This is a genomic window from Rhodococcus sp. NFXS4 (assembly GCF_058139645.1).
This window is the reverse complement of the sequence record NZ_CP192221.1, coordinates 888774-915712: the sequence shown is the minus strand read 5'-3', so window position 1 is coordinate 915712 and position 26939 is coordinate 888774. Positions and strand designations below refer to the sequence as shown.

Annotated in this window: 22 protein-coding genes; 15 read left to right on the top strand and 7 right to left on the bottom strand. The window is 68.7% G+C overall.

Annotated features, from left to right (window positions below; translation table 11 throughout):
- Positions 1-26 precede the first annotated feature (26 nt).
- Genes J4E04_RS04195 through J4E04_RS04185 form a run of 3 tightly spaced genes read left to right on the top strand, consistent with a single transcriptional unit; the run spans position 27 to position 3166 of the window.
- Positions 27-980, top strand: coding sequence for a 5-dehydro-4-deoxyglucarate dehydratase (locus tag J4E04_RS04195; RefSeq protein WP_222631604.1), 954 nt, complete (start codon positions 27-29; stop codon positions 978-980).
- Entirely contained in the window at positions 977-2239 is a 1263-nt protein-coding gene (locus J4E04_RS04190; RefSeq protein WP_490149932.1) for a glucarate dehydratase family protein, read from the top strand. Before J4E04_RS04195 ends, J4E04_RS04190 begins: the two co-directional genes overlap by 4 nt.
- A 33-nt stretch (positions 2240-2272) precedes the next feature.
- Positions 2273-3166 carry a LysR family transcriptional regulator gene (locus tag J4E04_RS04185; protein WP_027504713.1) on the top strand — a complete coding sequence of 298 codons (894 nt, stop codon included), beginning with the start codon at positions 2273-2275 and terminating at the stop codon, positions 3164-3166.
- 31 nt (positions 3167-3197) lie between these two features.
- Here J4E04_RS04185 and J4E04_RS04180 read toward each other — a convergent pair whose 3' ends face one another.
- Positions 3198-3584, bottom strand: a complete 387-nt coding sequence (locus J4E04_RS04180) for a universal stress protein (RefSeq protein WP_027504712.1) — start codon at positions 3582-3584, stop codon at positions 3198-3200.
- Positions 3581-4600 carry a 2-hydroxyacid dehydrogenase gene (locus J4E04_RS04175; RefSeq protein WP_222649709.1) on the bottom strand — a complete coding sequence of 340 codons (1020 nt, stop codon included), beginning with the start codon at positions 4598-4600 and terminating at the stop codon, positions 3581-3583. The genes J4E04_RS04180 and J4E04_RS04175 overlap by 4 nt, the downstream gene beginning before the upstream one ends.
- A 370-nt stretch (positions 4601-4970) precedes the next feature.
- On the opposite strand from J4E04_RS04175, the gene J4E04_RS04170 reads away from it, so the two are divergent.
- The 8 genes from J4E04_RS04170 (at position 4971) to J4E04_RS04135 (ending at position 13811) form a co-directional block, all read left to right on the top strand.
- The gene (locus J4E04_RS04170) at positions 4971-6518 is read left to right on the top strand and encodes an ABC transporter substrate-binding protein (RefSeq protein ID WP_222639436.1); all 1548 of its coding nucleotides are present in this window, start codon (positions 4971-4973) and stop codon (positions 6516-6518) included.
- A gap of 72 nt (positions 6519-6590) precedes the next feature.
- Positions 6591-7517: an ABC transporter permease gene (locus J4E04_RS04165; protein ID WP_027504709.1), complete on the top strand. Its 927-nt coding sequence runs from the start codon at positions 6591-6593 to the stop codon at positions 7515-7517.
- Between the two features lie 11 nt (positions 7518-7528).
- Positions 7529-8512: an ABC transporter permease gene (locus tag J4E04_RS04160; protein ID WP_490149931.1), complete on the top strand. Its 984-nt coding sequence runs from the start codon at positions 7529-7531 to the stop codon at positions 8510-8512.
- Positions 8509-9528 (top strand): ABC transporter ATP-binding protein, encoded by a 1020-nt coding sequence (locus J4E04_RS04155; RefSeq protein WP_027504708.1) that lies wholly within the window; start codon positions 8509-8511, stop codon positions 9526-9528. The genes J4E04_RS04160 and J4E04_RS04155 overlap by 4 nt, the downstream gene beginning before the upstream one ends.
- The gene (locus J4E04_RS04150) at positions 9500-10531 is read left to right on the top strand and encodes an ABC transporter ATP-binding protein (protein ID WP_231476221.1); all 1032 of its coding nucleotides are present in this window, start codon (positions 9500-9502) and stop codon (positions 10529-10531) included. The genes J4E04_RS04155 and J4E04_RS04150 overlap by 29 nt, the downstream gene beginning before the upstream one ends.
- Positions 10532-10541: 10 nt before the next feature.
- Positions 10542-11258 (top strand): sulfite exporter TauE/SafE family protein, encoded by a 717-nt coding sequence (locus J4E04_RS04145; RefSeq protein WP_222631617.1) that lies wholly within the window; start codon positions 10542-10544, stop codon positions 11256-11258.
- 268 nt (positions 11259-11526) lie between these two features.
- On the top strand, positions 11527-12840 hold the full coding sequence (locus J4E04_RS04140; protein WP_222645945.1) for an enolase C-terminal domain-like protein: 1314 nt from the start codon (positions 11527-11529) through the stop codon (positions 12838-12840).
- Positions 12837-13811, top strand: coding sequence for a 2-hydroxyacid dehydrogenase (locus tag J4E04_RS04135; protein ID WP_490149930.1), 975 nt, complete (start codon positions 12837-12839; stop codon positions 13809-13811). Before J4E04_RS04140 ends, J4E04_RS04135 begins: the two co-directional genes overlap by 4 nt.
- 58 nt (positions 13812-13869) lie before the next feature.
- On the opposite strand, the gene J4E04_RS04130 is transcribed toward J4E04_RS04135, so the two are convergent.
- Positions 13870-15030 carry an acyl-CoA dehydrogenase family protein gene (locus J4E04_RS04130; protein WP_027504703.1) on the bottom strand — a complete coding sequence of 387 codons (1161 nt, stop codon included), beginning with the start codon at positions 15028-15030 and terminating at the stop codon, positions 13870-13872.
- 11 nt (positions 15031-15041) lie between these two features.
- Entirely contained in the window at positions 15042-16217 is a 1176-nt protein-coding gene (locus tag J4E04_RS04125) for an acyl-CoA dehydrogenase family protein (RefSeq protein ID WP_027504702.1), read from the bottom strand.
- Positions 16218-16315: 98 nt separating this feature from the next.
- Between J4E04_RS04125 and J4E04_RS04120 the strand changes: the two genes are divergently transcribed.
- Complete coding sequence (locus J4E04_RS04120) at positions 16316-16927, top strand: histidine phosphatase family protein (protein ID WP_051613109.1); 612 nt, start codon at positions 16316-16318, stop codon at positions 16925-16927.
- A gap of 4 nt (positions 16928-16931) precedes the next feature.
- Here the strand turns inward: J4E04_RS04120 and J4E04_RS04115 are convergent, their stop codons facing one another.
- Positions 16932-19223 (bottom strand): putative bifunctional diguanylate cyclase/phosphodiesterase, encoded by a 2292-nt coding sequence (locus J4E04_RS04115; protein ID WP_222631621.1) that lies wholly within the window; start codon positions 19221-19223, stop codon positions 16932-16934.
- 431 nt (positions 19224-19654) lie between these two features.
- On the opposite strand from J4E04_RS04115, the gene J4E04_RS04110 reads away from it, so the two are divergent.
- Complete coding sequence (locus tag J4E04_RS04110) at positions 19655-20941, top strand: MFS transporter (RefSeq protein ID WP_222632582.1); 1287 nt, start codon at positions 19655-19657, stop codon at positions 20939-20941.
- A 42-nt stretch (positions 20942-20983) separates the two neighbouring features.
- Here J4E04_RS04110 and J4E04_RS04105 read toward each other — a convergent pair whose 3' ends face one another.
- On the bottom strand, positions 20984-22678 hold the full coding sequence (locus J4E04_RS04105; protein WP_051613107.1) for a DEAD/DEAH box helicase: 1695 nt from the start codon (positions 22676-22678) through the stop codon (positions 20984-20986).
- A gap of 146 nt (positions 22679-22824) precedes the next feature.
- Here J4E04_RS04105 and J4E04_RS04100 point away from each other — a divergent pair, with 146 nt between their 5' ends.
- Together J4E04_RS04100 and J4E04_RS04095 are read left to right on the top strand one after the other, a co-directional pair.
- Positions 22825-24615, top strand: a complete 1791-nt coding sequence (locus tag J4E04_RS04100) for an AMP-dependent synthetase/ligase (RefSeq protein ID WP_027504699.1) — start codon at positions 22825-22827, stop codon at positions 24613-24615.
- Between the two features lie 122 nt (positions 24616-24737).
- A complete protein-coding gene (locus J4E04_RS04095; RefSeq protein WP_027504698.1) occupies positions 24738-26312 on the top strand; it encodes a molybdopterin-dependent oxidoreductase in 1575 nt (524 codons plus the stop codon).
- Between the two features lie 2 nt (positions 26313-26314).
- Here J4E04_RS04095 and J4E04_RS04090 read toward each other — a convergent pair whose 3' ends face one another.
- Positions 26315-26926 carry an alpha/beta hydrolase gene (locus J4E04_RS04090; RefSeq protein ID WP_222631634.1) on the bottom strand — a complete coding sequence of 204 codons (612 nt, stop codon included), beginning with the start codon at positions 26924-26926 and terminating at the stop codon, positions 26315-26317.
- Positions 26927-26939 lie beyond the last annotated feature (13 nt).

Below are 26939 nucleotides of genomic sequence, written 5' to 3'. Positions count from 1 at the left end.
ACCCCCCTCGTACACCAGGAGATCTCATGCTCGACGGCGTCCTCTTCTTCCCTGTCACCCCCTTCACCGACTCCGGCGAGGTGGACCACGCACTTCTCGCCGAGCACATCGCGAAGGGTGTCGACGCGGGCCCCGGCGGTGTCTTCATCGCCTGCGGCACCGGTGAGTTCCACGCTCTCGAGGCCGTCGAGTTCGGCGAGATCGTCGCCACCGCGGTGCGTACCGTCGCCGGCCGCGTCCCGGTCTACGCGGGCGCGGGTGGTTCGGTGGCCCAGGCGAAGATCTTCGCCCGATCCGCTCGTGACAACGGTGCCGACGGCATCCTGCTGCTCCCGCCCTACCTGGTGACCATGCCGCAGGCCGGCCTGGTCGAGTACACCCGTGAGGTCACCTCCGTCACCGACCTGCCGGTGATCGTCTACAACCGCGGCAACGCGCGCTACGACGAGGCGTCCGCCGTCGAGGTCGCCCACTTCCCCACCGTCGTCGGATTCAAGGACGGCACAGGCGATCTGGATCGCGTCTCGCGTATCGTACGCGCGGTCGAGGACTCCCTGGCGCCCACCGGCAAGGCGTTCCAGTTCTTCAACGGACTGCCCACGGCCGAGGTCTCGCAGCAGGCCTACCGCGCCATCGGCGTCACGCTCTACTCGTCGGCCACGTTCGCCTTCGCCCCGGAGCTGGCCCTGGCGTTCTACACCTCGCTCGAGAACGACGACGTCACGCTCACCGACGCCTTGCTGCGCGAGTTCTTCCACCCACTCGTGCGTCTGCGCGACTCGGTACCCGGTTACGCCGTCTCCCTGATCAAGGCGGGCGTCACCCTCGAAGGTGTTGCCGCCGGGCCCGTTCGGGCACCGCTGATCGACGCCGCCCCCGCGGACGTGGAGGCCCTCACCGCGATCATCGCAGCCGGCCGCGCCGTGCTCGCCGACTCCCTCGCAGCCGACTCGGTCACCAAGGAGGCCGTGCACTCGTGAGCGCCCGTATCACCTCCGTCACCGTCACCCCCGTCGCCTTCGCCGACCCGCCGCTGCTCAACACCGTCGGAGTCCATCAGCCGTTCGCTCTGCGCGCGATCGTGCAGATCCGGACCGACGACGGCGCCGTGGGTCTGGGCGAGACCTACGCCGACACCGCGCATCTCGTTCGCCTGAACGCTGCTGCCGAGGCCATGGTCGGGGTGGACGTCTTCGCACTCCACACGCTGCGCGCCGTCGTGGACGAGTGCCTGGGTGGCCTGACGGTGACGGGTGGTGACGGGGTGGCCGGCATGATCACGACGGCCAGCACCACCGATCGGGTGTTCTCGCCGTTCGAGGTGGCGTGCCTCGACATCCAGGGCAAGATCCTCGGGCGGCCCGTCTCCGATCTTCTCGGTGGCCTGGTGCGCACGGCCGTACCGTTCAGTGCCTATCTCTTCTACAAGTGGGCCGGGCACCCCGGCTCCGCGGACGACGAGTGGGGTGCCGCGCTCGATCCCGAGGGCATCGTCGCGCAGGCCCGACGGATGATCGACCGGTACGGCTTCGGCGCGATCAAGCTCAAGGGCGGGGTGTTCCCACCCGAGCAGGAGATCGCCGCGATGCACGCGCTGCGCGAGGCGTTTCCCGATCTCCCACTGCGGCTGGATCCCAACGCGGCGTGGACCGTCGACACGTCCCTCGAGGTCGCGTCGGCCCTGACCGGTGTCGTCGAGTATCTCGAGGACCCCACACCGGGCCTGGACGGAATGTCGGAGGTGGCCCGCAAGGCCGCCATGCCGCTGGCGACCAACATGTGTGTCGTGGCGTTCGATCATCTCGAGCCGTCGGTCCGACGCGACTCGGTCGGGGTCGTGCTGTCCGATCACCACTACTGGGGTGGACTGCAACGCTCACGGCTGCTCGCCGGCATCTGCGACACCTTCGGACTCGGCCTGTCGATGCACTCGAACTCCCATCTCGGCATCTCGCTCGCCGCGATGGTGCACCTCGCCGGCGCCACGCCGAATCTCACGTACGCCTGCGACACACACTGGCCGTGGAAGACCGAGGACGTCGTGGTCCCGGGCGTTCTGCGCATCGAGAACGGCGCCGTCGCGGTACCCACGGGACCGGGGCTGGGCGTCGAACTCGACGAGGACGCGCTGGCGAGACTGCACCAGCAGTACCTCGACTGCGGGATCAGGGACCGTGACGACACCGGCTACCGCCAGAGTCTCGAACCCGACTTCGTCAACTCCTCGCCGCGATGGTGACCGGCCGTTCACACGGTCGGCTATCTTGAGCCGATGTTCTCGCTCTCGCGCCTGACGTGCTTCATCGCCGTCGCGGAGGAGCTGCACTTCGGCCGAGCCGCAGAGCGGCTCCACATGACCCAGCCCCCGCTCAGCAGGCAGATCCAACAGCTCGAGAGTGAACTGGGCGTGCAGCTGATCGACCGGACGTCACGCTCGGTGACCCTCACGGCCGCCGGCGTGGCGTTCCTGCCCGACGCCCGCCGGATAGTCCGCTTGGCCGAGAGCGCCGCACTGACCGTCAAGCGTGTCCCCGCCGGTGATCTGGGCACCGTCGTCATCGGCTTCACCGCGGCGTCCGCGCACGCCGTCCTGCCTCGGCTGCTCTCGGACGTGCGCGCGGCTCTGCCGGACGTCGAACTGGTGCTGCGGGAGATGGTGTCGTCGATTCAGATCGACGCCCTGGCGAGCGGAGAACTTGATCTCGGTCTGGTCCGTCCCACCGTCACGCGACCGGGAATTCTGACGCGGCCCATCCACCGCGAGGCACTCGTCGCTGCGCTTCCCGAGGGGCACGAACTCCTCGACGTGGAGCGTCTGAGCGTGACGCACTTCGACGATCAACCCGTGATCATGTACTCGCCGGTGGATGCCCGCTACTTCCACGAGCTCCTCATCAGCACTTTCACCGTCGCCGGGGTCACGCCTCGATACGTGCAGTACGTGACGCAGGTGCACACCATGTTGATGCTCGTCAGCTCCGGCCTGGGCTGCGCACTGGTGCCGGCCTCGGCACGCACGATGCACACCGAGGGCGTCGTGTTCCGCGAGATCCGTTCCAGCACCGAGGAACCCGTGCGACTGAACGCCGCATGGCGTCACGACGCCGCCAACCCCGCCCTGCACCGTGTGCTGACGGACGTGAAGGCCGTGACCTCACTGCAGTGAGATCACGGCCGGCGGTTGCTGCGTCCGCGAACTAGTGCGCGACCTCGACCGGCGGCTTGACGGCCACGACCGGGCAGTGTGCGTCGAGCAGGACACGCTGAGACAGGCTGCCGAGCAACAGCTTTCCGACGGGTGAGCGGCGACGCACGCCGATGACGAGGAGCTCGACGTCCGGCTCGTAGGACATGTCGACGAGGTTGTCGGCGTGCGAGCGGCCGGGTACCGGCTCCGCCACCCGCGCCGCCACGCCGTCGGCGCCGGAGTCGGTGCGGGCAGCCATGATCAGCTCGTCGACCGCACTGCGATCACCGTCGACCACGACGGTGACGTCGGTACCGCGCATCTTGGCCTCGCGGAACGCGAACGGCAGTGCGTTGCGATCCTCGACGGTGTCCGCGTATCCCACGACGACGCTCATCGGGTCTCCTTCTGATCGGGCTGGAAGACCGGCGTCACGAGCGTGCCGTCGGCGAGGAACGAGTTCAGGTTCTCGAGGGTGAGTGCTTCCATCGCGGCGCGAGTCTGCACCGTGGCACTTCCGACGTGGGGAAGCAGCACCACGGTGTCGAGGGCGCGAAGCGCGTCCGGCACCTCGGGTTCGTGGGCGAAGACGTCGAGCCCGGCGCCGGCCAACCGTCCGCTCTGCAGCGCCTCGACGAGGGCGTCCTCGTCCACGACGCTGCCGCGAGCCACGTTGATCAGAAAGCCGTCCGGCCCCAGTGCGTCCAGCGTCTCCCTGTCGACGAGCTGCTGCGTCTCCGGTCCGCCGGCTGCGGCCACGACCAGAACGTCCACTGCCGCAGCGAGTTCCCGCGGAGACGAGTGGTACCGGTACGGACTCGACTCGACGACGTTGCGGTTGTGGTAGTCGATGGTGCAGCCGAAGGCCTCGAGGCGGTGCGCGATGGCGCCGCCGATGCGCCCGAGACCGAGGATGCCGACCCGAGATCCGCTGACCTGCCGCGCCAACGGCGGCATGGGCTTGGTGGTCCACTCGCCCGCGCGCACGTAGCGGTCGGCGGCGGAGAGGCCGCGGAGGGTGTCGATGAGCAGCCCGAGGGCGGTGTCGGCGACGGCGTCGGTGAGGACGTCCGGCGTGTTGCTGACACCGATCCCGCGGCGGCGGGCCTCCTCGGCATCGGTGCCGTCGTACCCGACTCCGAAGTGGACGATCGCGCGCAGCGCGGGCAGGCGGTCCATGAGGTCCGCCTTGACGCCGACACGGCCGGACGTCACGACGGCGACGATCTCGTCGGCGTGCCGGCCGAGCACTTCGTCGCGATCGTCGTCCGGCAGCACCAGCGCGCCGCCGGCCTCGAGTGTCTCCATGAGCGACGGCTTGAGTCCGCCGACCCGGAGAACGCGCGAAAATCGCTGCGCCTCATCGGGACTCGATGCCGATCCGTTCGAGCTCGGCGTTCCACCGTCGGTCATGCCGCCTCCTTCACCGTGCGACGGCCACCGGAAGCGACGGCCATCGTCTGCGGTGATCGTATGTCGGCCGACGAATACCGGTCCAACACGCAATTAGCATGGATCCATACTCTTCCGGTATTGATATCGTGTCTTCTCGTGACGCAGCAGGTCAGAGCCTCGGCAGTGTGATGCGGACCGCTCGACGCCGTCACGGCGAGCCCGAAATCGGCCCCGAACTGCGATTTCCCGGCCGATCGTCTGTTGACGGTCACTCCCCCCACTCCTACCGTGTGTCTACCGTCACAGGCGGTCCATCGGCTCCACTCGGCGTGCGTCGTCAGCCCCGACACCTCGCACCCGGTGAAGCCCCCTCAGCTTGGAGGAATCCATGAGATCCACCCGCGCCACATCCCTGGTGTCGGTGATCGCCGCGACCGCACTCCTCACCGGATGCACCGTCGCGAACTCGGACAGCGGAGACGCCGCGAGTCCCGACACCGTCCGGATCGTGCTGCCGCAGGAACCACCGACCCTGGAGCCGTGCGATGTCTCGCTGACGGCCATCGGCGTGGTCACGCGGTCCAACATCACCGAACCCATGATCGAGCGTGACCCCACCACGGGTGACCTCGAACCGAAGCTCGCCACGTCGTGGGAGCGCACGTCGGACACGGAGTGGACGATCCGCCTGCGCGACGACGTCACCTTCAGCGACGGCACACCGTTCGACGCCGAGGACGCCGCCGTGTCGGTCGATCGCGCCGTGAACTCCGATCTGGCCTGCAACGTCGAGGGATACGTCTTCGGCGACGACGACCTCACCGTCCGCGCCGTGGATCCGACGACGTTGACCGTCGCCTCGCCGACTCCCGATCCGATTCTGCCGCTTCGGCTCTCGTTCATCGAGATGGTCAAGAGCGAGGTCGGTAGCGCCGAGCGGACCCGCGAGCCGATCGGTACCGGCCCGTACCGCATCGACTCGTGGGACTACGGCCAGCGACTCTCCCTGGTGCGCAACGACACCTACTGGGGCGACGCACCGGAATTCACGCGGGCCGTCTACCAGTGGCGTACCGAGGGCAGCGTCCGCGCCGCCATGGTCACCAACGGCGAGGCGGACATCGCGACCGGCCTCGGCCCCGAGGACGGAGCCGGCGACCTCGGTGTCGCCTTCCCGAACAACGAGACCACCGCCTTGCGGATGCAGGCCACCACACCGCCACTCGACGATCAGCGCGTGCGCGAGGCGATCAACTACGCCATCAACCGCGCGGGCATCGTCAAGGCTCTGTTCCGCGGAATGGGAGCGCCCGCTGCGCAACTCATCGCGGACGGCGTCGTCGGCTACAACGACGAGCTCACCCCGTGGCCGTACGACATGGAGAAGGGCAAGGCCCTCATCGACGAGGCTCGCGCCGACGGTGTTCCCGTCGACACCGAGATCCGCCTCATCGGCCGCACCGGGCAGTTCCCCAAGATCAACGAGACCGTCGAGGTCATCCAGAACGCGCTGGCCGGCATCGGCCTGAACGTGAAGATCGAGATGAAGGACACGGCGGCCACCGCCGAGTTCCAGGAACGGCCGTTCCCGAACGTCGGGCCCTACCTGCTGGTGATCCAGCACGGCAATCAGGCCGGCGACGCCGCGTTCACGATGGATCAGTACATGCGCAGCGACGGCTTCCAGAGCTCCTACGGCACAACCGACTTCGACGAGGGAATCGACGAGGCCGAATCGCTGACCGACGAGGAGCGACAGACCGCGTTCGCCGATCTCTTCGCCCGTGAACCCGAGGAGATCACGCAGATGGCGTACATCGCGCACATGAACGGTGTGTTGGCCAAGGACCCGCGCATCGACTACACCCCCGATTCCGCCACCGTCGACGAGATGCGACTGGCCGAGATGACCCGGAGTTCCGATGCGACCGACTGATCACGACCCCGACCAGCAGCCCACCTCGACCGAGAGGCCGACCCGCCCCTCCTCCGGAAGGGAGTGACCGCCATGTTCGCCTTTCTGCGACGCCGCGTCTACACCAGCCTCGTCCCACTCCTGGTCGTCCTCATCGGCGTCTTCTTCCTCGCTCGTCTGACCGGTGATCCGACCAGCCTCTACCTTCCCGAGTCGGCGACACCCGCCCAGCGCGAGGCGTTCGCCGCCCAGAACGGCTTCGACCAGTCCGTGTGGACACAGATGGCCGACTACTTCGGCGGCGTGCTGCACCTCGACTTCGGTGAGTCGCTCCGGACGGGCGAAGCCGCGTCCACCATGGCGTTGCGCGCCTTTCCCGCCACCCTGCAGCTCGCGTTCGTCACGATGCTCCTCGCCGTGATCGGTTCGATCGTCATCGGCTGCTGGGCCGCGTACCGTCCCAACTCTCTCGCCGACCGGTTCTCGAGCCTGCTGTCCATGACGGCCGCGAGCATCCCCGACTTCTGGTTCGCCATCACCGGCGTCTGGATCTTCGCCGTGGTGCTCGGTGTCCTGCCGACCTCCGGCACCGGGGGCGCCGTCGCATGGGTGCTCCCCATCGCGACACTGCTCATCCGTCCGCTCGGCGTGCTCACCCAGGTGGTCCGCGGCGCGATGGTCTCCGCCCTCTCCGCCCCGTACGTCCGCCTCGCTCGCAGCAAGGGTGCCGGCGACCTGCGCGTCGTCACCCACCATGCGCTGCGCAACGCCGCGGCACCCGCGCTGACCGTCGCCGGCGACCTCACCGTCGGCCTGGTGAACGGCGCCGTCGTGGTCGAGGCCATCTTCGGGTGGCCCGGCATCGGCAAGTTGATGATCGACGCGATCCTGCAGCGCGACTTCGCCGTCCTCCAAGCAGCCGTCCTCCTGACGGCCGTGAGCATCTTCGTTCTGAACATCGTGATCGACGCGTGCTACGCGCTGCTCGACGCACGGGTTCGCGACAAGGCCAAGGTCTGAGAGGTACACCCATGACACTCGAAGCAAGCAAGGACAGCTCGGGCGTTCCGGTTCCCCCGGTGCTGCCGCCCACCCCGGACGCCGCGTCCGCGGCGCCCTCGCGCACGACCTCCATGCCGCTGTGGCGTCTGCTGCTGCGGGACCGCGTCGCCACCATCGCGGCGAGCATCCTGGTGCTCGTCTTCCTCACCGCGATCTTCGGTCCCATGCTGGTCGGCGACGCCGCCACCCGTCAGGACCTCGATCGATCCAACCTGGCGCCGTTCTCCCTCGGCACCGGCTTCATGAACATCCTCGGCACCGATCCGCTCGGCCGCAGCATGCTCGCGCGCCTGATCCTCGCCAGCCGGACCACGCTGTCGGTCGCGATCCCCGCAGTCATCCTGTCAGGCATCATCGGCTCGATCATCGGCATGTGGGCCGGTTACCACCGCGGCTGGCGCGAGACCGCCGCCATGCGCGTCGCCGACGTCATCATGAGCTTCCCGTCGTTGCTGATGGCCGTCGTCGTGCTGTACGTCTTCTCCCCCAGCGCCGCGAACATCGTGCTGATCCTGACCATCACCCGCATCCCGATCTACCTCCGCACGGCCCGCGCCGAGAGCGCGGAACTCCGATCGCGAGTCTTCGTCGACGCGGCCCGCACGTTCGGCGCCGGCAGCGGCGCGGTGATCCGTCGCCACGTGGTGCCGATCCTGCTGCCCACGTTGCTGACCGTCGCCACGCTCGACTTCTGCTTCGTCATGCTGGCCGAGTCGTCGCTCAGCTTCCTCGGCATCGGGATCCAGCCGCCCGACATCAGCTGGGGCCTCATGGTGTCCCAGGGCCGCACCTACCTGCAGAGCGCCTGGTGGCTGTCGTTCTTCCCCGGACTCGCGATCGTCATCACCACCGTGTCCGCGACCGTGCTGGCCGCGTGGGCCCGCATCGCCACCGACCCGGCGCAGCGCTGGCGCCTCACCCTCCCGCGTTCGAAGAGAAAGGCACGTCGATGAGTGCTCCCGCTCTCGCCCGCACCGCGCTCGAGGTCGACGGTCTGACCGTCGAGATCCGCACCCCGTCGGGCACCGTGCGTGCCGTCGACGGAGTGTCGTTCAGCGCGAAGCGCGGCCGCACACTCGCACTGCTGGGCGAATCCGGCTGCGGCAAGTCCATGACGGCCCAGGCCCTCGTCGGGTTGCTCGAGCCGATCGCCGACATCGTCGACGGCACCGTCATGCTCGGCGACACCGATCTGGTGACGGCGAACTCCAGGACTCGACGCCGCATCGCCGCCACCGAGCTCGCCATCGTCTTCCAGGACGCGCTGACGGCACTGAACCCCGTCTACACCGTGGGCACACAGTTGGCGGAACCGTTCCGCATCCACCGCGGCATGTCGGCGAAAGCTGCACGTGTCGAGGCGATCTCGCTGATGGAGCGGGTGGGCATCCCGGAGCCCGAGTCGCGCGCCGACTCCTACCCGCACCAGTTCTCGGGCGGTATGCGTCAGCGCCTGCTCATCGCGATGGCCGTCGCCCTGGGGCCCACCGTGCTGCTGGCGGACGAGCCCACCACCGCTCTCGACGTCACCGTGCAGGCGCAAATCATGTCGTTGCTGCGCGACCTGCGCACCGAGCACGACATGGCCGTCATCCTCATCACGCACGATCTGGCCCTCGTCGCCGAGGAAGCCGACGACGTCGCCGTGATGTACGCGGGGACCGTCGTCGAGACGGGACCCGTCGCCGAGGTGTTCGGCTCACCGCAGCATCCGTACACGAAGGGACTGCTCGACTCGGTCCCCGTCGCCACCGTGCGCGGCGAGCACCTCAAGTCCATCGGCGGCACCCCGCCGGATCTGCACTCCATCCCGCCGGGATGCGTGTACCAGGCCCGATGCCCCATCGCGCGCGCCGTCTGCGTCGCGCAGCGCCCCGAGCTCCGCAGTGTCGCCGGCACCAGCCGTGCGACCGCATGCCATTTCCCCGAGGAGGTGTCCGGTGTCCGTTACGACGACAGTGGCGAGTGAGGCCGCGGCCACGCAGGCCGCACCGTTGCTCCAGGTCCGTGGAGTCTCCAAGACGTTCGACGTCGCCGCCGGCAGCGGCGGCCACAAGAAACTGCGGGCACTCGACGGCATCGACCTCGAGCTGCGACGCGGCGAGACCCTCGGCCTCGTCGGTGAGTCCGGTTGCGGCAAGTCCACACTCGCGCGCACGCTGATGATGCTCGAACGACCCGACACGGGCACCGTGTCGTGGGACGGCGTCGACCCGTTCGGCCTCAAGGGCAAGGAACTGCTCGCGTGGCGTCGTCGGATCCAGATGGTCTTCCAGGACCCGTACGGATCGCTCAACTCGAGGATGTCGGCGGCGGAAATAATCTCGGAGCCGTGGCACACGCATCGCACGATGTACAAGACCAAGCGCGACCGCGCCGCCCGCGTCCGGGAGCTGCTGCACCTCGTCGGTCTGCGTCCCAGCGACGAGCACCGCTACCCGCAGGAGTTCTCAGGTGGTCAGCGCCAGCGTCTCGGCATCGCGCGGGCCCTGGCACTCGACCCGAGTGTCGTGGTGTGCGACGAGCCCGTCTCGGCTCTCGACCTGTCGGTCCAGGCGCAGGTGCTGAACCTGCTCTCGGATCTGCAGAAGGAGCTCGGCATCAGCTACGTCTTCATCTCGCACGACCTGTCGGTGGTGCGCCACGTCGCCGACCGGGTCGCCGTCATGTACCTCGGCCGGATCATCGAGACCGGTCCGACCGACGACGTCTTCGACCACCCCACGCACCCGTACACCGAGGCACTGATGTCGGCAGCCCCGACGCTGGATCCCTCGACCCGGCGTTCGCGCATCCTCCTGGAGGGGGAGGTACCGTCGCCTCTGAACCCGCCGTCGGGCTGCCGTTTCCGCACGCGCTGCGCGCACGCGACGGACGTCTGCGCCACGGGCATCCCCCCGTCGGTCGGGCGTCTCGGGAACCTGCACATCGCCGAGTGCCACCACCCGAGATCGGACGCCGTGGCCGTATGACCGTGCTCGCGTGACCGGCCTCGAATGGCTGGTCGTGGGCGTCGCGATCTTCACGGCGTCGTGTCTCCAGTCGTCGATCGGCTTCGGGATGGGGATGGTCGCGGCGCCCGTCCTGGCCATCATCGATCCGCGGATGGTGCCCGGCACGATCATCCTGCTCGCCACCGCGCTCACCGCGCTGGTGGTGGTGCGGGAGCGCACGAGCATCGACGTGCGCGGGGCCGGCTGGGCACTGGTGGGACGGGTGCCCGGCGTGATCGCCGGCGCCGCGCTGCTCGTCGTGCTGCCCGAGCGGGGAGTCTCCATCATGCTCGGCGCAGTGGTGCTGTTCGGCGTCGTGGCCACGGCGATCGGCTGGTCGCCGACACCGCGACGCGGATCGCTCATGACGGCGGGCGCCGCGTCCGGACTGCTCGGCACCGCCACCTCCATCGGCGGGCCACCCATGGCGCTGATCTGGAGCGGCAGCAGCGGCGCCGCGTTGCGCAGCACCATGAGCGGCTTCTTCCTGATCGGCTCCCTGATGTCGCTCGCCGCGCTGGGGGTCACCGGCTCCCTCGACGCGCACTCCCTGGCGACCGGCGCCCTGCTCCTGCCCGTCGTCGCGCTCGGGTACGTGGCCTCGCGCTGGGTGAACCGCGTACTCGACCGTCGTCGGCTGCGATGGGTGTCCATCGTCGTCTCGGCGGGTGGTGCGCTCGTGCTGCTGGTCGATGCGGTGGTGTGAGGTGTGCGGTTGCGGTGGGTGCAGCGCTGGCGCTTCCGGGAGCGCACACACCCTCTGGTGAGCGCACACCCGCTACAGCCGACTGGACGGGGTGTGCGCTTCATGGCAGATGTGCGCACTCGGCGCCGGCGCACTCGATCGATACTCACCCTGCATCGCTGCATCCACAAATGGTGTTGGACGGGAATGAATCACCCGCCCTAGGCTCGTAGACGTGAGCACCGTCACCGAGGTCCGAACCTCCCATGCCACGCCCGTCGTCACCGCGATGCGCGTCGTTCCCGTCGCCGGCCACGACAGCATGCTGCTGAATCTCAGCGGCGCCCATGCACCGTTCTTCACCCGGAACCTGGTCGTGCTGACCGACTCCGACGGGCGCACCGGTGTGGGCGAGGTGCCGGGTGGCGAGCCCATCCGCCGCTGCCTGGAGGACGCCCGCGTCCTCGTCGAGAACGCCTCGGTCGGCAACTACCACGCCGTGCTCAACGCGATGCGCCGCGCGTTCGCGGACCGCGACTCCGGCGGACGCGGCGCCCAGACCTTCGATCTGCGGATCGCCGTGCACGCCGTGACGGCCGTCGAGAGCGCACTGCTCGATCTGCTCGGCCAGCACCTGGGTGTGAGCGTCGCGGCCCTGCTCGGCGACGGCCGCCAGCGCGACCGAGTGCAGGCGCTCGGGTATCTCTTCTTCCTCGGCGACCGGAACAAGACGGATCTCGCGTACCGCGCACCCTCGGACGAGGGCAGTTCCGCCGACGCCTGGTCCCGTCTGCGCCACGAGGAGGCACTGACTCCCGACGCCGTGGTCGCACTCGCGGAAGCGGCACACGCCAGGTACGGCTTCCAGGACTTCAAGCTCAAGGGCGGTGTCCTCCCCGCAGCGCAGGAGGCCGACGCCGTGCGCGCACTCGCGGAACGCTTCCCCACGGCACGCATCACGCTGGATCCCAACGGCGGGTGGCTCCTGAAGGACGCGATCGAGACCTGCCGTGGTCTGCGCGACGTGCTCGCCTACGCGGAGGACCCGGTCGGACCCGAGGGCGGATTCTCCGGGCGCGAGGTGATGGCCGAGTTCAAGCGCGCGACCGGCCTGCCCACCGCCACCAACATGATCGCCACCGACTGGCGCGAGATGGGACACACCATTCGATCCGGCGCCGTCGACATCCCGCTCGCGGATCCCCATTTCTGGACGATGAACGGATCGGTCCGCGTCGCGCAGCTGTGCGACGCCTGGGGTCTGACGTGGGGATCGCACTCCAACAACCACTTCGACGTCTCGCTCGCCATGTTCACGCACGTCGCAGCTGCCGCTCCCGGTGAGATCACCGCCATCGACACGCACTGGATCTGGCAGGACGGGCAGCGCATCACGACGAATCCGTTCCCCATCGTGGACGGGTACCTCACCGTCCCCGACGTGCCGGGTCTCGGAGTGACCCTCGACATGGAGCGCGTCGAGGCCGCACACGAGCTGTACCAGCGCGAGGGCCTCGGGGCCCGCGACGATGCGGTCGGCATGCAGTACCTGGTGCCGAACTGGACCTTCGACAGCAAGCGCCCCTGCCTGCAGCGCGCATGAAGGTCGTCGTCGCGGACCGCAACCTACTCCCGCATCGGGACGCCGTCGAGGCGGGGATGCCGGACGGCACCGTCGTGTCGTGGCACGAACGCTTCGACGAGGACGCGCTCGTCGCCGACCTCGCCGATGCGGACGTCCATGTCGGGGGCCGGGTCACCGAGGCCATGGCGCAGGCGGGCCGGGGCCTGCGACTCGTCCAGGTCGCGGGAGCCGGCGTCGACAACGTCGCCCGTACGGCCCTTCCACCGACCACATTGCTGGCCAACACGTTCCACCACGAGGACTCCATCGCGGAGTACGTGCTCGCGTCTGCTGTGCTCTTGCGGCGTGGCTTCCTGACGCAGGATCACGCACTGCGACAGAGTGTCTGGTCGACCTCGGTGTACGACGACACGCTGCCCCAGCCGTCCGCGACGGCGGGCGCCCGCGTGGGCCTCGTCGGCTTCGGCCACATCGGGCAGCGCTCGTGGTCGCTGCTGCGCACCCTCGGCTGCCTCGGCGCCGCCGTGACCGGACGCGGAGCCGTCGACGTGGCCGCTCACGGCCTGGACTGGGCCGGCGATGCCACGGAACTTCCGCGGCTGATGGCGGAGTCGGACATCGTCGTCGTCTCGGCACCTCTCTCCGCGGCGACGACCGGCATGATCGGCGCGGACGAGCTCCGCGCGCTGGGGCCGGCGGGAGTCCTGATCAACGTCGGCCGCGGGCCGCTGGTGCAGGAGCGGCCGCTACACGACGCGCTGGCGACCGGCGAGCTCGGCGCCGCGGCCATCGACGTCTGGTACAGCTACCCCGGCCCGGACGGGCGAGGCGAGCCGAGTGCACTCCCGTTCGGAAGCCTGCCGAACGTGCTGATGACGCCGCACTCGTCCGGCATCACGCGCCGAACGTTCGAGGGCCGCTGCCGCGACATCGTCGCCAACATCCGGCATCTCGCCGACGGGACCCCGCTGATCAACCTGGTCGGCTGACCCCGAACACGACGAAGGCCGGTCACCACGCGGGCGACCGGCCTTCGTCGAGGCGGTGCTAGGAGACGCCGAGCATCTCGTGATCCTTCAGCGACGACGTGATCACCCGGAGGTGATCGTCGACCCCGCCGAGCGTGTGCTCGATGGCCGTGAGACGCGAGAAGTAATGTCCCACAGGGTATTCGTCCGTCACCCCGATTCCGCCGTGCAGCTGGATCGACTCCTGGCCGATCTGCCGGGCGGAGCGTCCGATCTGCAACTTCGCCCGCGACGCGACCGTGGGATCCGGAGATCCGTCGGCCAGCGACATCGTCGCGTAGAGCGCCATGCTGCGTGCCAGTTCGAGCTGCACGTACATGTCCGCAGCGCGGAACGTCAGTGCCTGGAACTTGGCGAGCGGCACACCGAACTGCTTGCGCTGCTTCAGGTACTCCGTGGTGAGTCGCAGCGACTCCTCCATCGCACCGAGCGCCTCGGCAGCGAGAGCCGCCTGCGCACGGACGTTGGACGCCACGATGGCGGCACTGGCGTCGCCGCCGTCACCGAGCGGTTCGCCCGCGACGTCCGACAGCTCGAGCGACGCGCCGCGCAGTCCGTCGTGGGTGCGGTAGGTCTTGCGCGTGAGTCCCTCGGCATCGGCCGCGACCAGGAACAGGCCCACGCCGCCGCCGGGCAGCGCCGCGCTGATCACGAAGTGATCGGCGCAGTCACCGTGCAGCACAGGGTTCTTCACACCCGAGAGTGCCCACGAGCCACCCGATCCGGCCGGCCTCCGGCCTTCACGCAGGTCCTCGGTGGCCGACGTCGACACCTCGGCCGCCGGCCAGCGGGTGCCCGGCTCGGAATGCGCGAACGCGAGAAGGGTCTGCCCCTCCGCGACGCCCGGCAGGATGCGCTGACGCTGATCGGTCGATCCGACCTCGGTGATGAGACCACCCGGAATCAGCACGCAGTCCAGCAGCGGCTCGGGTGCGAGGCGGCGACCGATCTCGGTCATGACCGCGAAGGTCTCGACCGGTCCGGCGTCCATGCCGCCGTCGTCCTCGGCGAAACTGAGGCCGAGCAGGCCCAGCTCGGCGAACTGCTTCCAGACCGATTCGGTCCAGCCGCGCTCGCTCTCCACCGCTGCCTTGCGCTTCTCGTTGTCGTAACTGCGGGCGAGCACGTCACGCACCGTGTCGCGCAGCAGCTTCTGTTCTTCGTCCAGTTCGAACTGCATGTCGTGCGCTCCTAGAGACCGAGAATGCCGGACGCGATGATGGTGCGCTGCACCTCGTTCGAGCCGCCGTAGATGGATGTCTTGCGGAAGTTCAGGTAGGTCGGGGTCGCACGCTGCGCCCAGACCGGTGTCGGCGAGTCCTCTCCGGCCGCGAACGGGAGCGAGTCCGGTCCCGCCACGTCGGTGAGGATCTCGGTGGCCAACTGCTGCAGCTCGCTGCCCCGGAGCTTGAGCACCGACGACGCCGGGTTCTCCTTGCCGGAGACGTAGCTGGAGACGATGCGCAGCTGGGTGAGCTCGAGTGCGAGCACCTGGTTCTCGAGCTCGGCGAACCGAGCGGCGAAGACCGGATCGTCGAGCAGCGTGCCGGTCCCGACCGTGGTCTCGGCCGCGAGCGCCTTGGCCTGCGCCAGCTTGGTCTTGGTGAAGCCGAGTCGCGTGATGCCGGTGCGCTCGTTGCTCAGCAGGAACTTGGCGTAGGTCCAGCCGGCGTTCTCCTCGCCGACGAGGTTCTCGACGGGGACGCGGACGTCCTCGAACCAGACCTCGTTGACCTCGTGGCCGCCGTCGATCAGCTTGATCGGGCGCACGGTGATGCCGGGGGTCTTCAGGTCGACCAGGATGAACGAGATACCGGCCTGCTTCTTCGGCGCGTCCGGGTTGGTGCGCGCCAGCACGAAGATCCAATCGGCGTACTGGCCGAGCGTGGTCCACGTCTTCTGACCGTTGATGACGTACTCGTCACCGTCGCGCAGAGCGACCGTGCGCAGCGACGCGAGGTCCGATCCCGCCTCGGGCTCGGAGAAGCCCTGGCACCACCAGATGTCGAGGTTCTGCGTGGGCGGGAGGAACTTCTGCTTCTGCTCCTCGCTGCCGAAGGTCGCGATGACGGGCCCCACCATCGAGATGTTGAAGGCCAGGGGCTCGGGCACCGAGGCGAGCTGCAGCTCGTCCAACCAGATGTGGTGCTGCATCGGGGTCCAGTCCTTGCCACCCCATTCGACGGGCCAGTGCGGGCTCGCCATGCCGTGCTTGTTCAGAATCTGCAGCGTCGTGATCATGTCCTCGCGCTCGAGTTCCTCGCCTGCCGCGTTGCGCTCGCGGATATCGGCAGGGATCTCGGTACGGAAGAAAGTTCGCATCTCGTCGCGGAACGCAGCTTCCTCATCGGTGAGTGCCAGGTTCATCTGTGACCTTTCGAAGTCCTTCGCTGATCTCTAGCACCGTACTCTCCGGTAACCAGGCTCGGACAGGGGTGCCGTCGACCGATATTCTGGGCCCGACCATGACCGATCACCTCGACTCCCGGGCGCGGAGCACCTCTGTCCGAGTGGCCCTCGTGCGCCACGGCGAGACCGACTGGAACGTCGAGGGGCGTCTGCAGGGCTCCTCCGACATCCCGCTCAACGACATCGGGCGCAGCCAGGCCCGGACAGCGGCCGCCGCGCTGGCCGACGACTCGTGGGACACCCTCGTCAGCTCGCCGCTCTCGCGGGCGTCGGAGACCGCCGACATCATCGGCCACGTCATCGGGCTCACCCGCTCGGCCGACCACGAGGACCTGATGGAACGTCGCTTCGGACGTGCCGAGGGCATGACCGGCTACGAGGCGTGGGCGTACTGGCCCGACGGTGACTACCCGGGCGCCGAGTCGCACGAGGCGCTCGCCGAGCGAGGGCGTCGTCGACTCGACCTGCTGGCCGACGAGAACCCCGGCAGGTCCCTCGTCGCCGTGGCCCACGGCGGCATCATCCGGGCCGTGCTGAGGTCCATCACCGGCCACCCTGCGCCGCGCATCGCGAACGCCGGCGTGAGCATCGTCGTCCGCGACGACGACGGCTGGTCGGTCCGCACCGTCAACTCGGTTCCCGTCCGCCACGGCCGACGGCTCCGCTGACGCGTCAGGAGAGGAACGTCTCCACGGGCGCGGGGCGGCCGTAGAGGTACCCCTGCGCGTACGTGCAGCCGAGTTCGGTGACGATGCGCTCCTGCTCCGTCGTCTCCACGCCCTCGGCGACGGTGCGCATGGTCAGCGCGGTGGCCATGGCCTCGATGGCCGTCACGATGGACACCGACGCGTCGTCGACCGGGACGCGGTCGATGAACGACTTGTCGATCTTGATGACGGTGATGGGCAGATCTCGTAGGCGACCGAGCGAGGAGTACCCCATCCCGAAGTCGTCGAGCACCAGCACGATGTCCTGCTCGGCGAGACGTGCGAGGACCCGATTGGCCACCACCGGATCGGCGATGAGGGCACTCTCGGTCACCTCGAGCCCGAGCACCGACCCGTCCAGACCGTGCGACGCCAGCAGGTCCGCGACGACGTCCGGGAGCCGCTCGTCACGCAGCTGCAGCACGGAGAGGTTCACCGACATCGACATGCGCGGCGCTCCCGCCGCCCGCAGTCGCACCAGATCGCCCAGAGCGGTGTCGAGTACCCAGGTCCCGATCTCGGAGATCATGTTGGTGGCCTCGGCGACCGGGATGAACTCGTCCGGCCCCACCCAGCGGCCGCGATGCTTCCACCGCACCAGGGCCTCGTAGACCAGCACGTCGTGGGTCCGCAGCGACACGATGGGTTGGTAGTGCACCGCCATCTCCCCGCGCGCGACCGCGCCGCGCAGCGCGCTGCCCAGCTCGACCGACCGGGTCGCCGCGGTGCGCAGGGACTCGTCGAAGAACGCGTAGGCCGCCGGCCCGCGGAACTTGGCGTCGTACATCGCCGTGTCGGCCTCGCGGACCAGATCGTCCGCGAGCCCGGCGGGACCGCAGGACGTCGCGATGCCGATGCTGACGCTCACGTACAGCGACGCCACACTCAACTCGAACGGTTCCGCGAACGCGGCCAGGAGCAGTTCCGCGAGTTCCTCGGCACGGGCCCGGTCACAGTGCGCCACCACCACGAACTCGTCGCCGGCGTACCGCACCACGTCCTCGTCGGCGGAGACCACGCGCCGGATGCGCTGCGCCGCCGCCTGGATGAGCTCGTCGCCCGCGCGGTGGCCGTACGAGTCGTTGACGACCTTGAAGTTGTCGAGGTCCGCGAACAGCACGGTGGTGGCCGACGCCGACGAGGACGGCCTCCGCGCAGCGCGTTCCAGGATCGACTCGAGCATGGACCGATCGGGGAGACCGGTGAGCGAATCGTGGGTGGCGTCGTGGCGGGCCTTGTCCTCGCTGCGCTGCACCCGGCTCAGCGCCCGCTCACCGCGGACGAACATTCCCACCAGGATCACGGCCAGAAAGGTCGAGCGGACCACCACGTCCGCGGTCCCCACCGCGTCGCCGACGAGCGGCAGCGCGGCGCAGGTGGCGACGAGCGCGACGGACACCGTCATCCGCTGCCGGGTGAGCGCGGCCGTCACACCTCCCGCGCGACCCACCCACGCCATCGACGGATGCAGCGACGCGGCGGCCAGCAGGACGAACGCGAGCAGATACATCGCGTCGAGGACGACCGCGGGCGGGGCGACCGAGCGGGCCGTCGCGATCGCGTAGCCGAGATCGCCGACGATGGTGACGAGCAGTGCGGCGACGAGGAGAACCAGGGACACGTTGAAGCGGCTCTTCGACAACAGCAGGAAGAACGCCATCGTGAACAGGCCGGCGTCGATCGCGGGGAACAGCCCGTTGAGCACCACGGACGGCACGTCCCGCGTGGTCGAGAGGACCGGAGCCACCAGCAGCACCCAGGAGACGAACGTCATGCCCAGCGTGACCAGGACCGCGTCGATGATGGTCGGGGTGGGCCGCGAGTTGCCCCCTCGCCGCGACCAGCCGACGATGCCGAGGACGAGCAGCAGGTAGCCGAGCAACACCAGTACCTCCGGCAGCAGCCGGATCGCCGAGGGCAGGTCCGCGCGCACGCTCCGCGCGGACAGGCCCACCAGGAAGGACGTCGCCGCGCCGAGCATGCACCGCCAGGCGTACGTGTCGGTCGGGCTGTTGCGCCGCAGGCCGACCAGGACCACGACCATGCAGCCGATGGCGCCCACCGCGAAGACGCCGGTCCGGATCGATGCGGGCACGATCAGGTAGACGGCCAGCACCACGGCGGCCACCGTGAACGACGCCGCCAGGTAGCGCCCCGGCGACCGGACAGGCCCACCGAGGCGCGATCGGTCCAGCGCCGCAGCGGTCACTCGTGGGGGAACGGGCGTCGACACCATCGACTCGTCCTCCTCGACCACCGCGCGTGAGCGTGTCCCCCGAACCACGACCTGTCCGACCACAATCTATCCGTCCACAACCTAGCTGAGCAGTGGAAAGACGAGCAGCGCCGAGGCAGCAGTCATGCCTGCGCGGACGGCGCCGACGTTGCCGGCAGTGCCCGAGATCGGATGCCGCCGCTCCCGCGCCGCGACACCGACGACGACGGTCCGTGCGAGGGCCAGGTGAGAGGTGGTTTCCGGTGCCGAACGGCCACTGTCGCGGCGGCCCGGGCGCCGTAACGACTCGATAACGAAGAGACCGATCGCCCCTCTCGATGCTGAGGTTCGGCCACTACTTCGGTAGGTCTGGGTGAGTGAGTACTTCCGAATCAGGTTCTGTCGACAACCCGACACCGGCGCTGAAGGACGCTCCGCCCGGGGTTCTCCGGCGCGCGATCGGCGCCTCGGCGATGGGCAACGCGACCGAGTGGTTCGACTACGGCGTGTACGCCTACACGGCCACGTACATCTCCCGCGCGTTCTTCCCGGACGACCTCGAGTCCGCCACCCTGCTGACGCTGGGCATCTTCGCGGTGTCCTTCCTCGTGCGGCCGCTCGGCGGCCTCGTCTGGGGACCACTGGGGGACCGTCTCGGCCGCAAGCACGTCCTCGCACTGACCATCATCCTGATGGGCACCGCGACCTTCCTCATCGGTGTCATCCCGAGTTACGCCTCGATCGGCTTCTGGGCACCGGTTCTGCTGGTGATCCTGCGCATGATCCAGGGCTTCTCCACCGGCGGTGAGTACGGCGGCGCAGCCACCTTCATGGCCGAGTACTCCCCCGACCGCAAGCGCGGCTTCTACGGCAGCTTCCTCGAGTTCGGCACACTCGGCGGCTTCTCCCTCGGCGCCCTCGTGGTGCTGGCCGTCGACCTGCTCTCCACCGACGCGTTCATGGACACGTGGGGCTGGCGCCTGCCGTTCTTCGTCGCCGGGCCGCTGGCGCTCATCGGGCTCTACATGCGGTCCAAGCTCGAGGACACCCCGGTGTTCCGTGAACTCGAGAACGAGGACGCGGTGGAGCACAAGACGTCCACCCAGTTCCGCGAACTGATCGCCACCTACTGGCGACCGATCCTCACGCTGATGGGCCTCGTCGTCGCGCTCAACGTCTGCAACTACACCCTGCTGAGCTACATGCCGACCTATCTGGAGAGCCGGATCGGCCTGTCGAGCACGTCGTCGCTGTTCCTCGTCGTCATCGGGCAGTTCGCCATGATGCTCGTCATTCCGTTCGCCGGAGCACTGTCGGACAAGGTGGGGCGCAAGCCACTGTGGCTCGTCTCGATGGTCGGACTGCTGATCTTCGCGATCCCGATGTACATGCTGATGACGGTCAACTTCGGCTGGGCCATCGTCGCGTTCACCGTGCTGGGCCTGCTCTACGTCCTGCAGCTCTCGACCATCTCGGCGACGTTCCCGGCCATGTTCCCGACGCACGTCCGGTTCGCCGGCTTCGCCATCGCCTACAACGTGTCGACCTCGTTGTTCGGCGGGACGGCGCCGGCGGCCAACGAGTGGCTCGTCGAACGGACCGGCAACGATCTCGTCCCGGCGTTCTACATGATGGGCGCCTGCGTCGTCGGCCTCATCGCGCTGTTCTTCGTCGCCGAGACGGCGGGCGCGTCGATCCGCGGCCGCGGGGTTCCGGGCGTCGACACCGACGCGCATCCCTCGGCGTTGCAGAAGAGCTGACGCATCGCACCCCCGCGAGAATCTCGCGGGGGTGCGCTGCTGTCAGTGCTTGCCGCGCGGCGGTCCGCCGTCGCGCTGCAGCTGAATGAGCACGCCGCTGATCCTGGTGCGGCGCAACGCTTCCAACGTCTCGTCCGCGAGATCCGCCGGGAGCTCGACCAGGCTGTGATCCGGCCGGATGCTGATGTGCCCGAAGTCGCTGCGCCGCAGCCCGCCCTCGTTGGCGATGGCACCGACGATGGCACCGGGCGCCACCTTGTGCCGCTTGCCGACGCTGATCCGGTACACCGCCAGATCCTGATCGCCCTTGCGAGACTTGCGCAACGGCGGTGCGTCCCGATCGTCGAACTTGCGCTCGGGGCGCTCGCGCTTCTCCCGCGGCGGGGGCGGCGGCTCGGGCGACATGAGAAACGCGTCGCCGTCCCGCGACTGCGTCGCCAGCGCCGCGGCGATGTCCGCGAGCGGCACGTCGTGCTCGCGCTCGTAGTCCTCGATGAGTCGACGGAACAGCCCGAGCGACGTCGAGGACAGCGACTGGGTGATGGAGTCGGCGAACTTGGCCACGCGCTGCGCGTTGACGTCGTCGACGCTCGGCAGCTGCATCTCGGTGATCGGCTGCCGCGTCGCCTTCTCGATGGCCTTGAGCAGATGACGCTCCCGCGGCGCGACGAACAGCAGCGCTTCGCCCGCGCGCCCGGCGCGACCGGTCCGCCCGATGCGGTGCACGTACGACTCGGTGTCGTGCGGGATGTCGTAGTTGACGACGTGCGAGATCCGCTCGACGTCGAGACCGCGGGCCGCGACATCGGTGGCGACGAGCACGTCGAGCGCACCGTTCTTGAGCTGACCGATGGTCCGCTCGCGCTGCGCCTGAACGATGTCACCGTTGATGGCGGCGGCCGAGTAGCCCCGCGCCCGCAACTTCTCGGCGAGCTCCTCCGTGGCCTGCTTGGTGCGGACGAAGATGATCATCGCCTCGAAGTCCTCGACCTCGAAGATCCGCGTCAAGGCGTCGAGCTTGCGCTGATGCGCCACCTGCACGTACCGCTGCGTGATGTTGGGGGCGGTGGACGTCTTCGTCTTCACCGTGATCTCGACCGGATCGTGCAGGTACTGCTGCGAGATCTTGCGGATCGCCGACGGCATGGTGGCCGAGAACAGCGCCACCTGCTTGTACTCGGGGGTGTCCGCGAGGATGCGCTCGACGTCCTCCTGGAATCCCATCTTCAGCATCTCGTCGGCCTCGTCGAGCACGAGATACTCGAGGTGCGACAGGTCCAGCGTGCCCTTCTCGAGGTGGTCGATGACGCGCCCGGGCGTGCCGACGACGATGTGGGCGCCGCGCCGCAGACCGGAGAGCTGGATGCCGTACGCCTGCCCGCCGTAGATGGGCAGGATGTGCAGGCCCTCGATGTGGGTGGCGTACTTGCCGAACGCCTCGGCCACCTGGATGGCCAGCTCGCGGGTGGGCGCGAGGACCAGCGCCTGCGGCACCCGGTTGGCGACGTCGAGGCGCGAGAGGATCGGCACGGCGAACGCGGCGGTCTTGCCGGTGCCGGTCTGCGCGAGGCCGACGACGTCGTTCCCGGCCATCAACGGCGGGATGGTGGCTGCCTGAATGGGCGACGGCGTCTCGTACCCGACGTCCGCGAGGGCCTTCAGCACACGCTCGTCGATACCGAGATCGACGAACGAGGGGGTGTCGGTGGACACCGTTTCCGACTCGGAAGTGCTCATGTGAACCAGAGTCTAGTCCAGCGACCACCTGCAGAACGACAACTGTTCGAACAGGACAAAGCGGATACGGCACTACGATCACCGCAGCATCGCTTCATGTGATCCAATACACAACAAACCTGCTGCTACTGGAAGGTACAGACACCGTGCACGAATACTCGGTACCCGCGTCCTACACGATCCCGGACGATGTCTCGATGGCCGACACCGTGTTCCGCTACGCGAGCGAGACCCCGGAGTGGGTGGCGTTCCAACGGCGAGTCGGCGGCTCGTGGAAGGACGTCACGGCGCGCACGTTCGCCGACGAGGTCGCGGGCGTGGCCAAGGGCCTCATGGCCTCCGGCATCGAGTTCGGTGACCGCGTCGCCATCATGGCCGGCACCCGCTACGAGTGGGTCGTGCTCGACTACGCGATCTGGACCGCCGGTGGCTGCACCGTGTCCATCTACGAGACGTCCGCAGCCGATCAGGCGCAGTGGATCCTCGAGGACTCCGCGACCAAGCTCTTCGTCGTCGAGACCTCCGAACACCTCACCCGCATGAAGGACGTCACCGACAGCGCCGCGGATCTCCGCGAGACGCTGAGCTTCGACGGCGGTGCGATCGACGAGCTCACCACCCGCGGCGCCTCCGTGTCCGACGACGATCTGCACGCCCGTCGTCAGCAGGTGTCCGCGTCGTCGGCCGCCACGCTCATCTACACCTCGGGGACCACCGGCCGCCCGAAGGGTGTCCAGCTCACGCACTCGAACTTCTACGCCGAGACGACGGCCACCCAGGTGGCGCTGCACGACCAGATGACCGAGGGCAAGCGCACCCTGCTGTTCCTCCCGATGGCGCACGTGTTCGCTCGCGCGGTGTCGTTCGGCGCCTTCGAGGCCAAGGTCACGGTGGCGCACACGTCCGACACCACGACGCTCGTCGAGCAGTTCGCCGAGTTCCAGCCCGACTTCATCCTCTCGGTCCCCCGCGTGTTCGAGAAGGTCTACAACTCGGCCAAGCAGAAGGCGCACGACGGCGGCAAGGGCAAGATCTTCGATCAGGCCGCGGACGTCGCGATCGAGTGGAGCATCGCGCAGGACAAGGGCGGCGCCGGCCTGGTGCTCAAGGCGAAGCACACCCTGTTCGACAAGCTGGTCTACTCGAAGCTCCGCGCCGCGCTCGGTGGACGGTGCACCAGTGCGCTGTCCGGCGGCGGCCCCCTCGGCGCTCGACTGGGCCACTTCTTCCGCGGCATCGGCGTTCCGGTGCGTGAAGGCTACGGACTCACCGAGACCAGCGCCGCCGTCACGGTCAACACCACCGACAAGCAGCGCATCGGTTCCGTCGGCCGCCCGCTCGCGGGACACGCCGTGAAGATCGCGGAGGACGGCGAGATCCTGGTGAAGGGTCCCGTCGTGTTCTCGGGGTACTGGCACAACGAGAAGGCCACCGAGGAATCGATCCGCGACGGCTGGTTCCACACCGGTGACCTCGGCTCGCTCGACGACGAGGGCTTCCTCTCGATCACCGGTCGCAAGAAGGAGATCATCGTGACGGCAGGTGGCAAGAACGTCGCGCCCGCCGGCCTCGAGGACTCCATCCGGTCGCACCCGCTGGTCAGCCAATGCCTCGTCGTGGGCGACGCCAAGCCGTTCATCGGGGCGCTCATCACGCTGGATCCCGAGGCTCTGCCCGGCTGGCTCGAGCGTCACGGTCTCGACAAGAGCACGTCCGCGAGTGATCTGACGACCAACGCCGACCTGATCGCCGAGATCGACAAGGCCGTCGACACGGCCAACTCGAAGGTCTCCAAGGCCGAGCAGATCAAGAAGTACACGATCCTGCCCGGTGACTTCACGATCGAGTCGGGAGAACTGACGCCGACCATGAAGCTCAAGCGCAACGTCATCCTGGAGTCGCACGCCACCGAGGTGGCCGACATCTACGGCGGCTGACACTCGTCCGACCCACCCGAGGCGCGCCCGTGAGAACTCCTCACGGGCGCGCCTCGCTCGTTGTGGCTCGTCAACACGCCCACCGGAGCAAGCCGACACTGCCATCGTGACGAATAGCAGTCATGACCACGACGACCACCGAACGCCAGACCTCGGGTGACTCCGCGCGTACGCGCGTCCACCCCTTCGCACGCATGCTCAGCGGAGTGGTCGCCGCCGGCGTCGTGCTCGGCGTGGGCGAGATCCTCTCGCTCCTCTTCAGCTCGGCGTCGTCACCGTTCTTCGCCGTCGGCTCCACCACCGTGGACCGCACGCCCGCGTTCGCCCGCGAGTTCGCGATCGACACCTTCGGCACCAACGACAAGGCCGCCCTGTTCGTCGGCATGTCCATCGGCATCGCGATCATCGCCGCCATCGCCGGCCTGCTCGAGCGCCCGTCCCGTCCCATCGGATCGGTGATCCTGCTGGTGCTCGGTGCCGTCGGCGTCTACGCGGTGCTGCAGCGGCCGACGTCCTCGCTCAGTGATGTCATCCCCACCGTGGTGGGCGTCGTCCTGGGCATCGCGGTCCTGCAAGCCCTCACGCGAGCGCTCGAGGTGCCGGCGGGCACGGTCGACGGGTTCATGCCGCGTCGCAAGTTCCTCGTCCTGTTCGGCGCTGCCGCCGCGGTGGCCGTCGCAGCCGGCACGGTCGGCCGGTACCTCGGCGATCGTGTCGCCGGCGTCGCCGAGGACATCAAGAACTTCCGCCTCCCCACGGTCGCGGCCGGCGAGAAAGCCGCCGCCATTCCGGCCGGTACCGACATCGGTGTCGAGGGCGCGACCACCTTCGTCACGCCGAACAACACCTTCTACCGCATCGACACCGCTCTGCAGGTCCCGCAGCTGACCACCGCCGAGTGGCAGCTCAAGATCCACGGCAAGGTCGACCGCGAGATGACGCTGAGCTGGGACGACCTCATGGCTCGCACTCCGATCGAGCGCGTCGTGACGCTGACGTGCGTGTCCAACGAGGTCGGCGGACCGCTCGCCGGCAACGCGACCTGGATCGGGTTCCCCATCAAGGACATCCTCGACGAGGTGGGTGTGCAGGCCGACGCGGACATGCTGCTGTCCACGAGCATCGACGGCATGACCATCGGTTCGCCGGTCGAGGCCCTCACCGACGGCCGCGACGCGATGCTCGCGGTGTCGATGAACGGCGAGCCGCTGCCCGTCGAGCACGGCTACCCGGTGCGTCAGGTCGTGCCCGGTCTGTACGGATTCGTCTCCGCCACCAAGTGGGTCGTCGACTGGGAACTCACGCGCTTCGACGAGGCGACGGCCTACTGGACCGACCGCGGCTGGGGCGACAAGGCACCGATCAAGACGGCGTCACGCATCGACGTGCCGGCCGCCTTCGCCCCCGTCGCACCCGGTCCCGTCCGTGTCGCAGGTACCGCCTGGGCGCAGCAGCGTGGCATCGAGCGCGTCGAGGTCCGTGTCGACAACGGACCGTGGCAGGAGGCGACGCTCGCCGAGCAGTACACGATCGACACCTGGCGCCAGTGGTTCTGGGACTGGGACGCCACTGCGGGCAACCACAACATCCAGGTCCGCGCGACGGATCAGGACGGGAACACGCAGGTCGAGGAGCGCACCCCGCCGATCCCCGGTGGTTCGACCGGGTGGCACACCCGCACCATCATCGTCAGCTGACGTCAGGCGTTCGCGAGGACGTGGTCCGCGGCCGCGTCGGTCACGGTGCGGTGGATCTTCTCGTGCAGCAGGTCGTGTCCGGCGTCGGCGTACTCGCGCAGGGTGATCGTCGGGATGCCGCGCACGAGGTCTCGGACGCCGTCGATCGGCACCATGCGGTCGTCCACACCGTGCAGTGCCAGGGTGGGCGACCGGGTCGCTGCCGTCAGATCCTCGCGGGAGATCGCGCGCGGCGGCATCGCCACCAGCACGACGGCGGGCGCGCCCCCGCCGGTCGCGAGCATCCGCACCGCGGTCGCGGACCCCAGCGAGTGGCCCATCACCGCAGGTCGGTGGCCGGCCTCGACCACGACGTCGAGGAGATGACGTGCGTTCTCCGCCAGCGCGTCGAGGTAGGCGGCGTCGTCGGCCGCCTCTCCTTCGGACAAGCCGTGGCCGATGTGGTCGAGGCCCCAGGTGGCGATGCCATGTGCTGACAGGGCAGCGCCGAACCGGTGGTACTGGCCGGTGTGCTGTCCCCGCCCGTGCAGGAACACGAGGGTCGCGGCAGGATCCTCGGTGGGTCCCCACTGGCGGTAGTGGGCTCGACCTCGGGGTCCTTCGAAGAACGGCATGTGGCCATTGTGG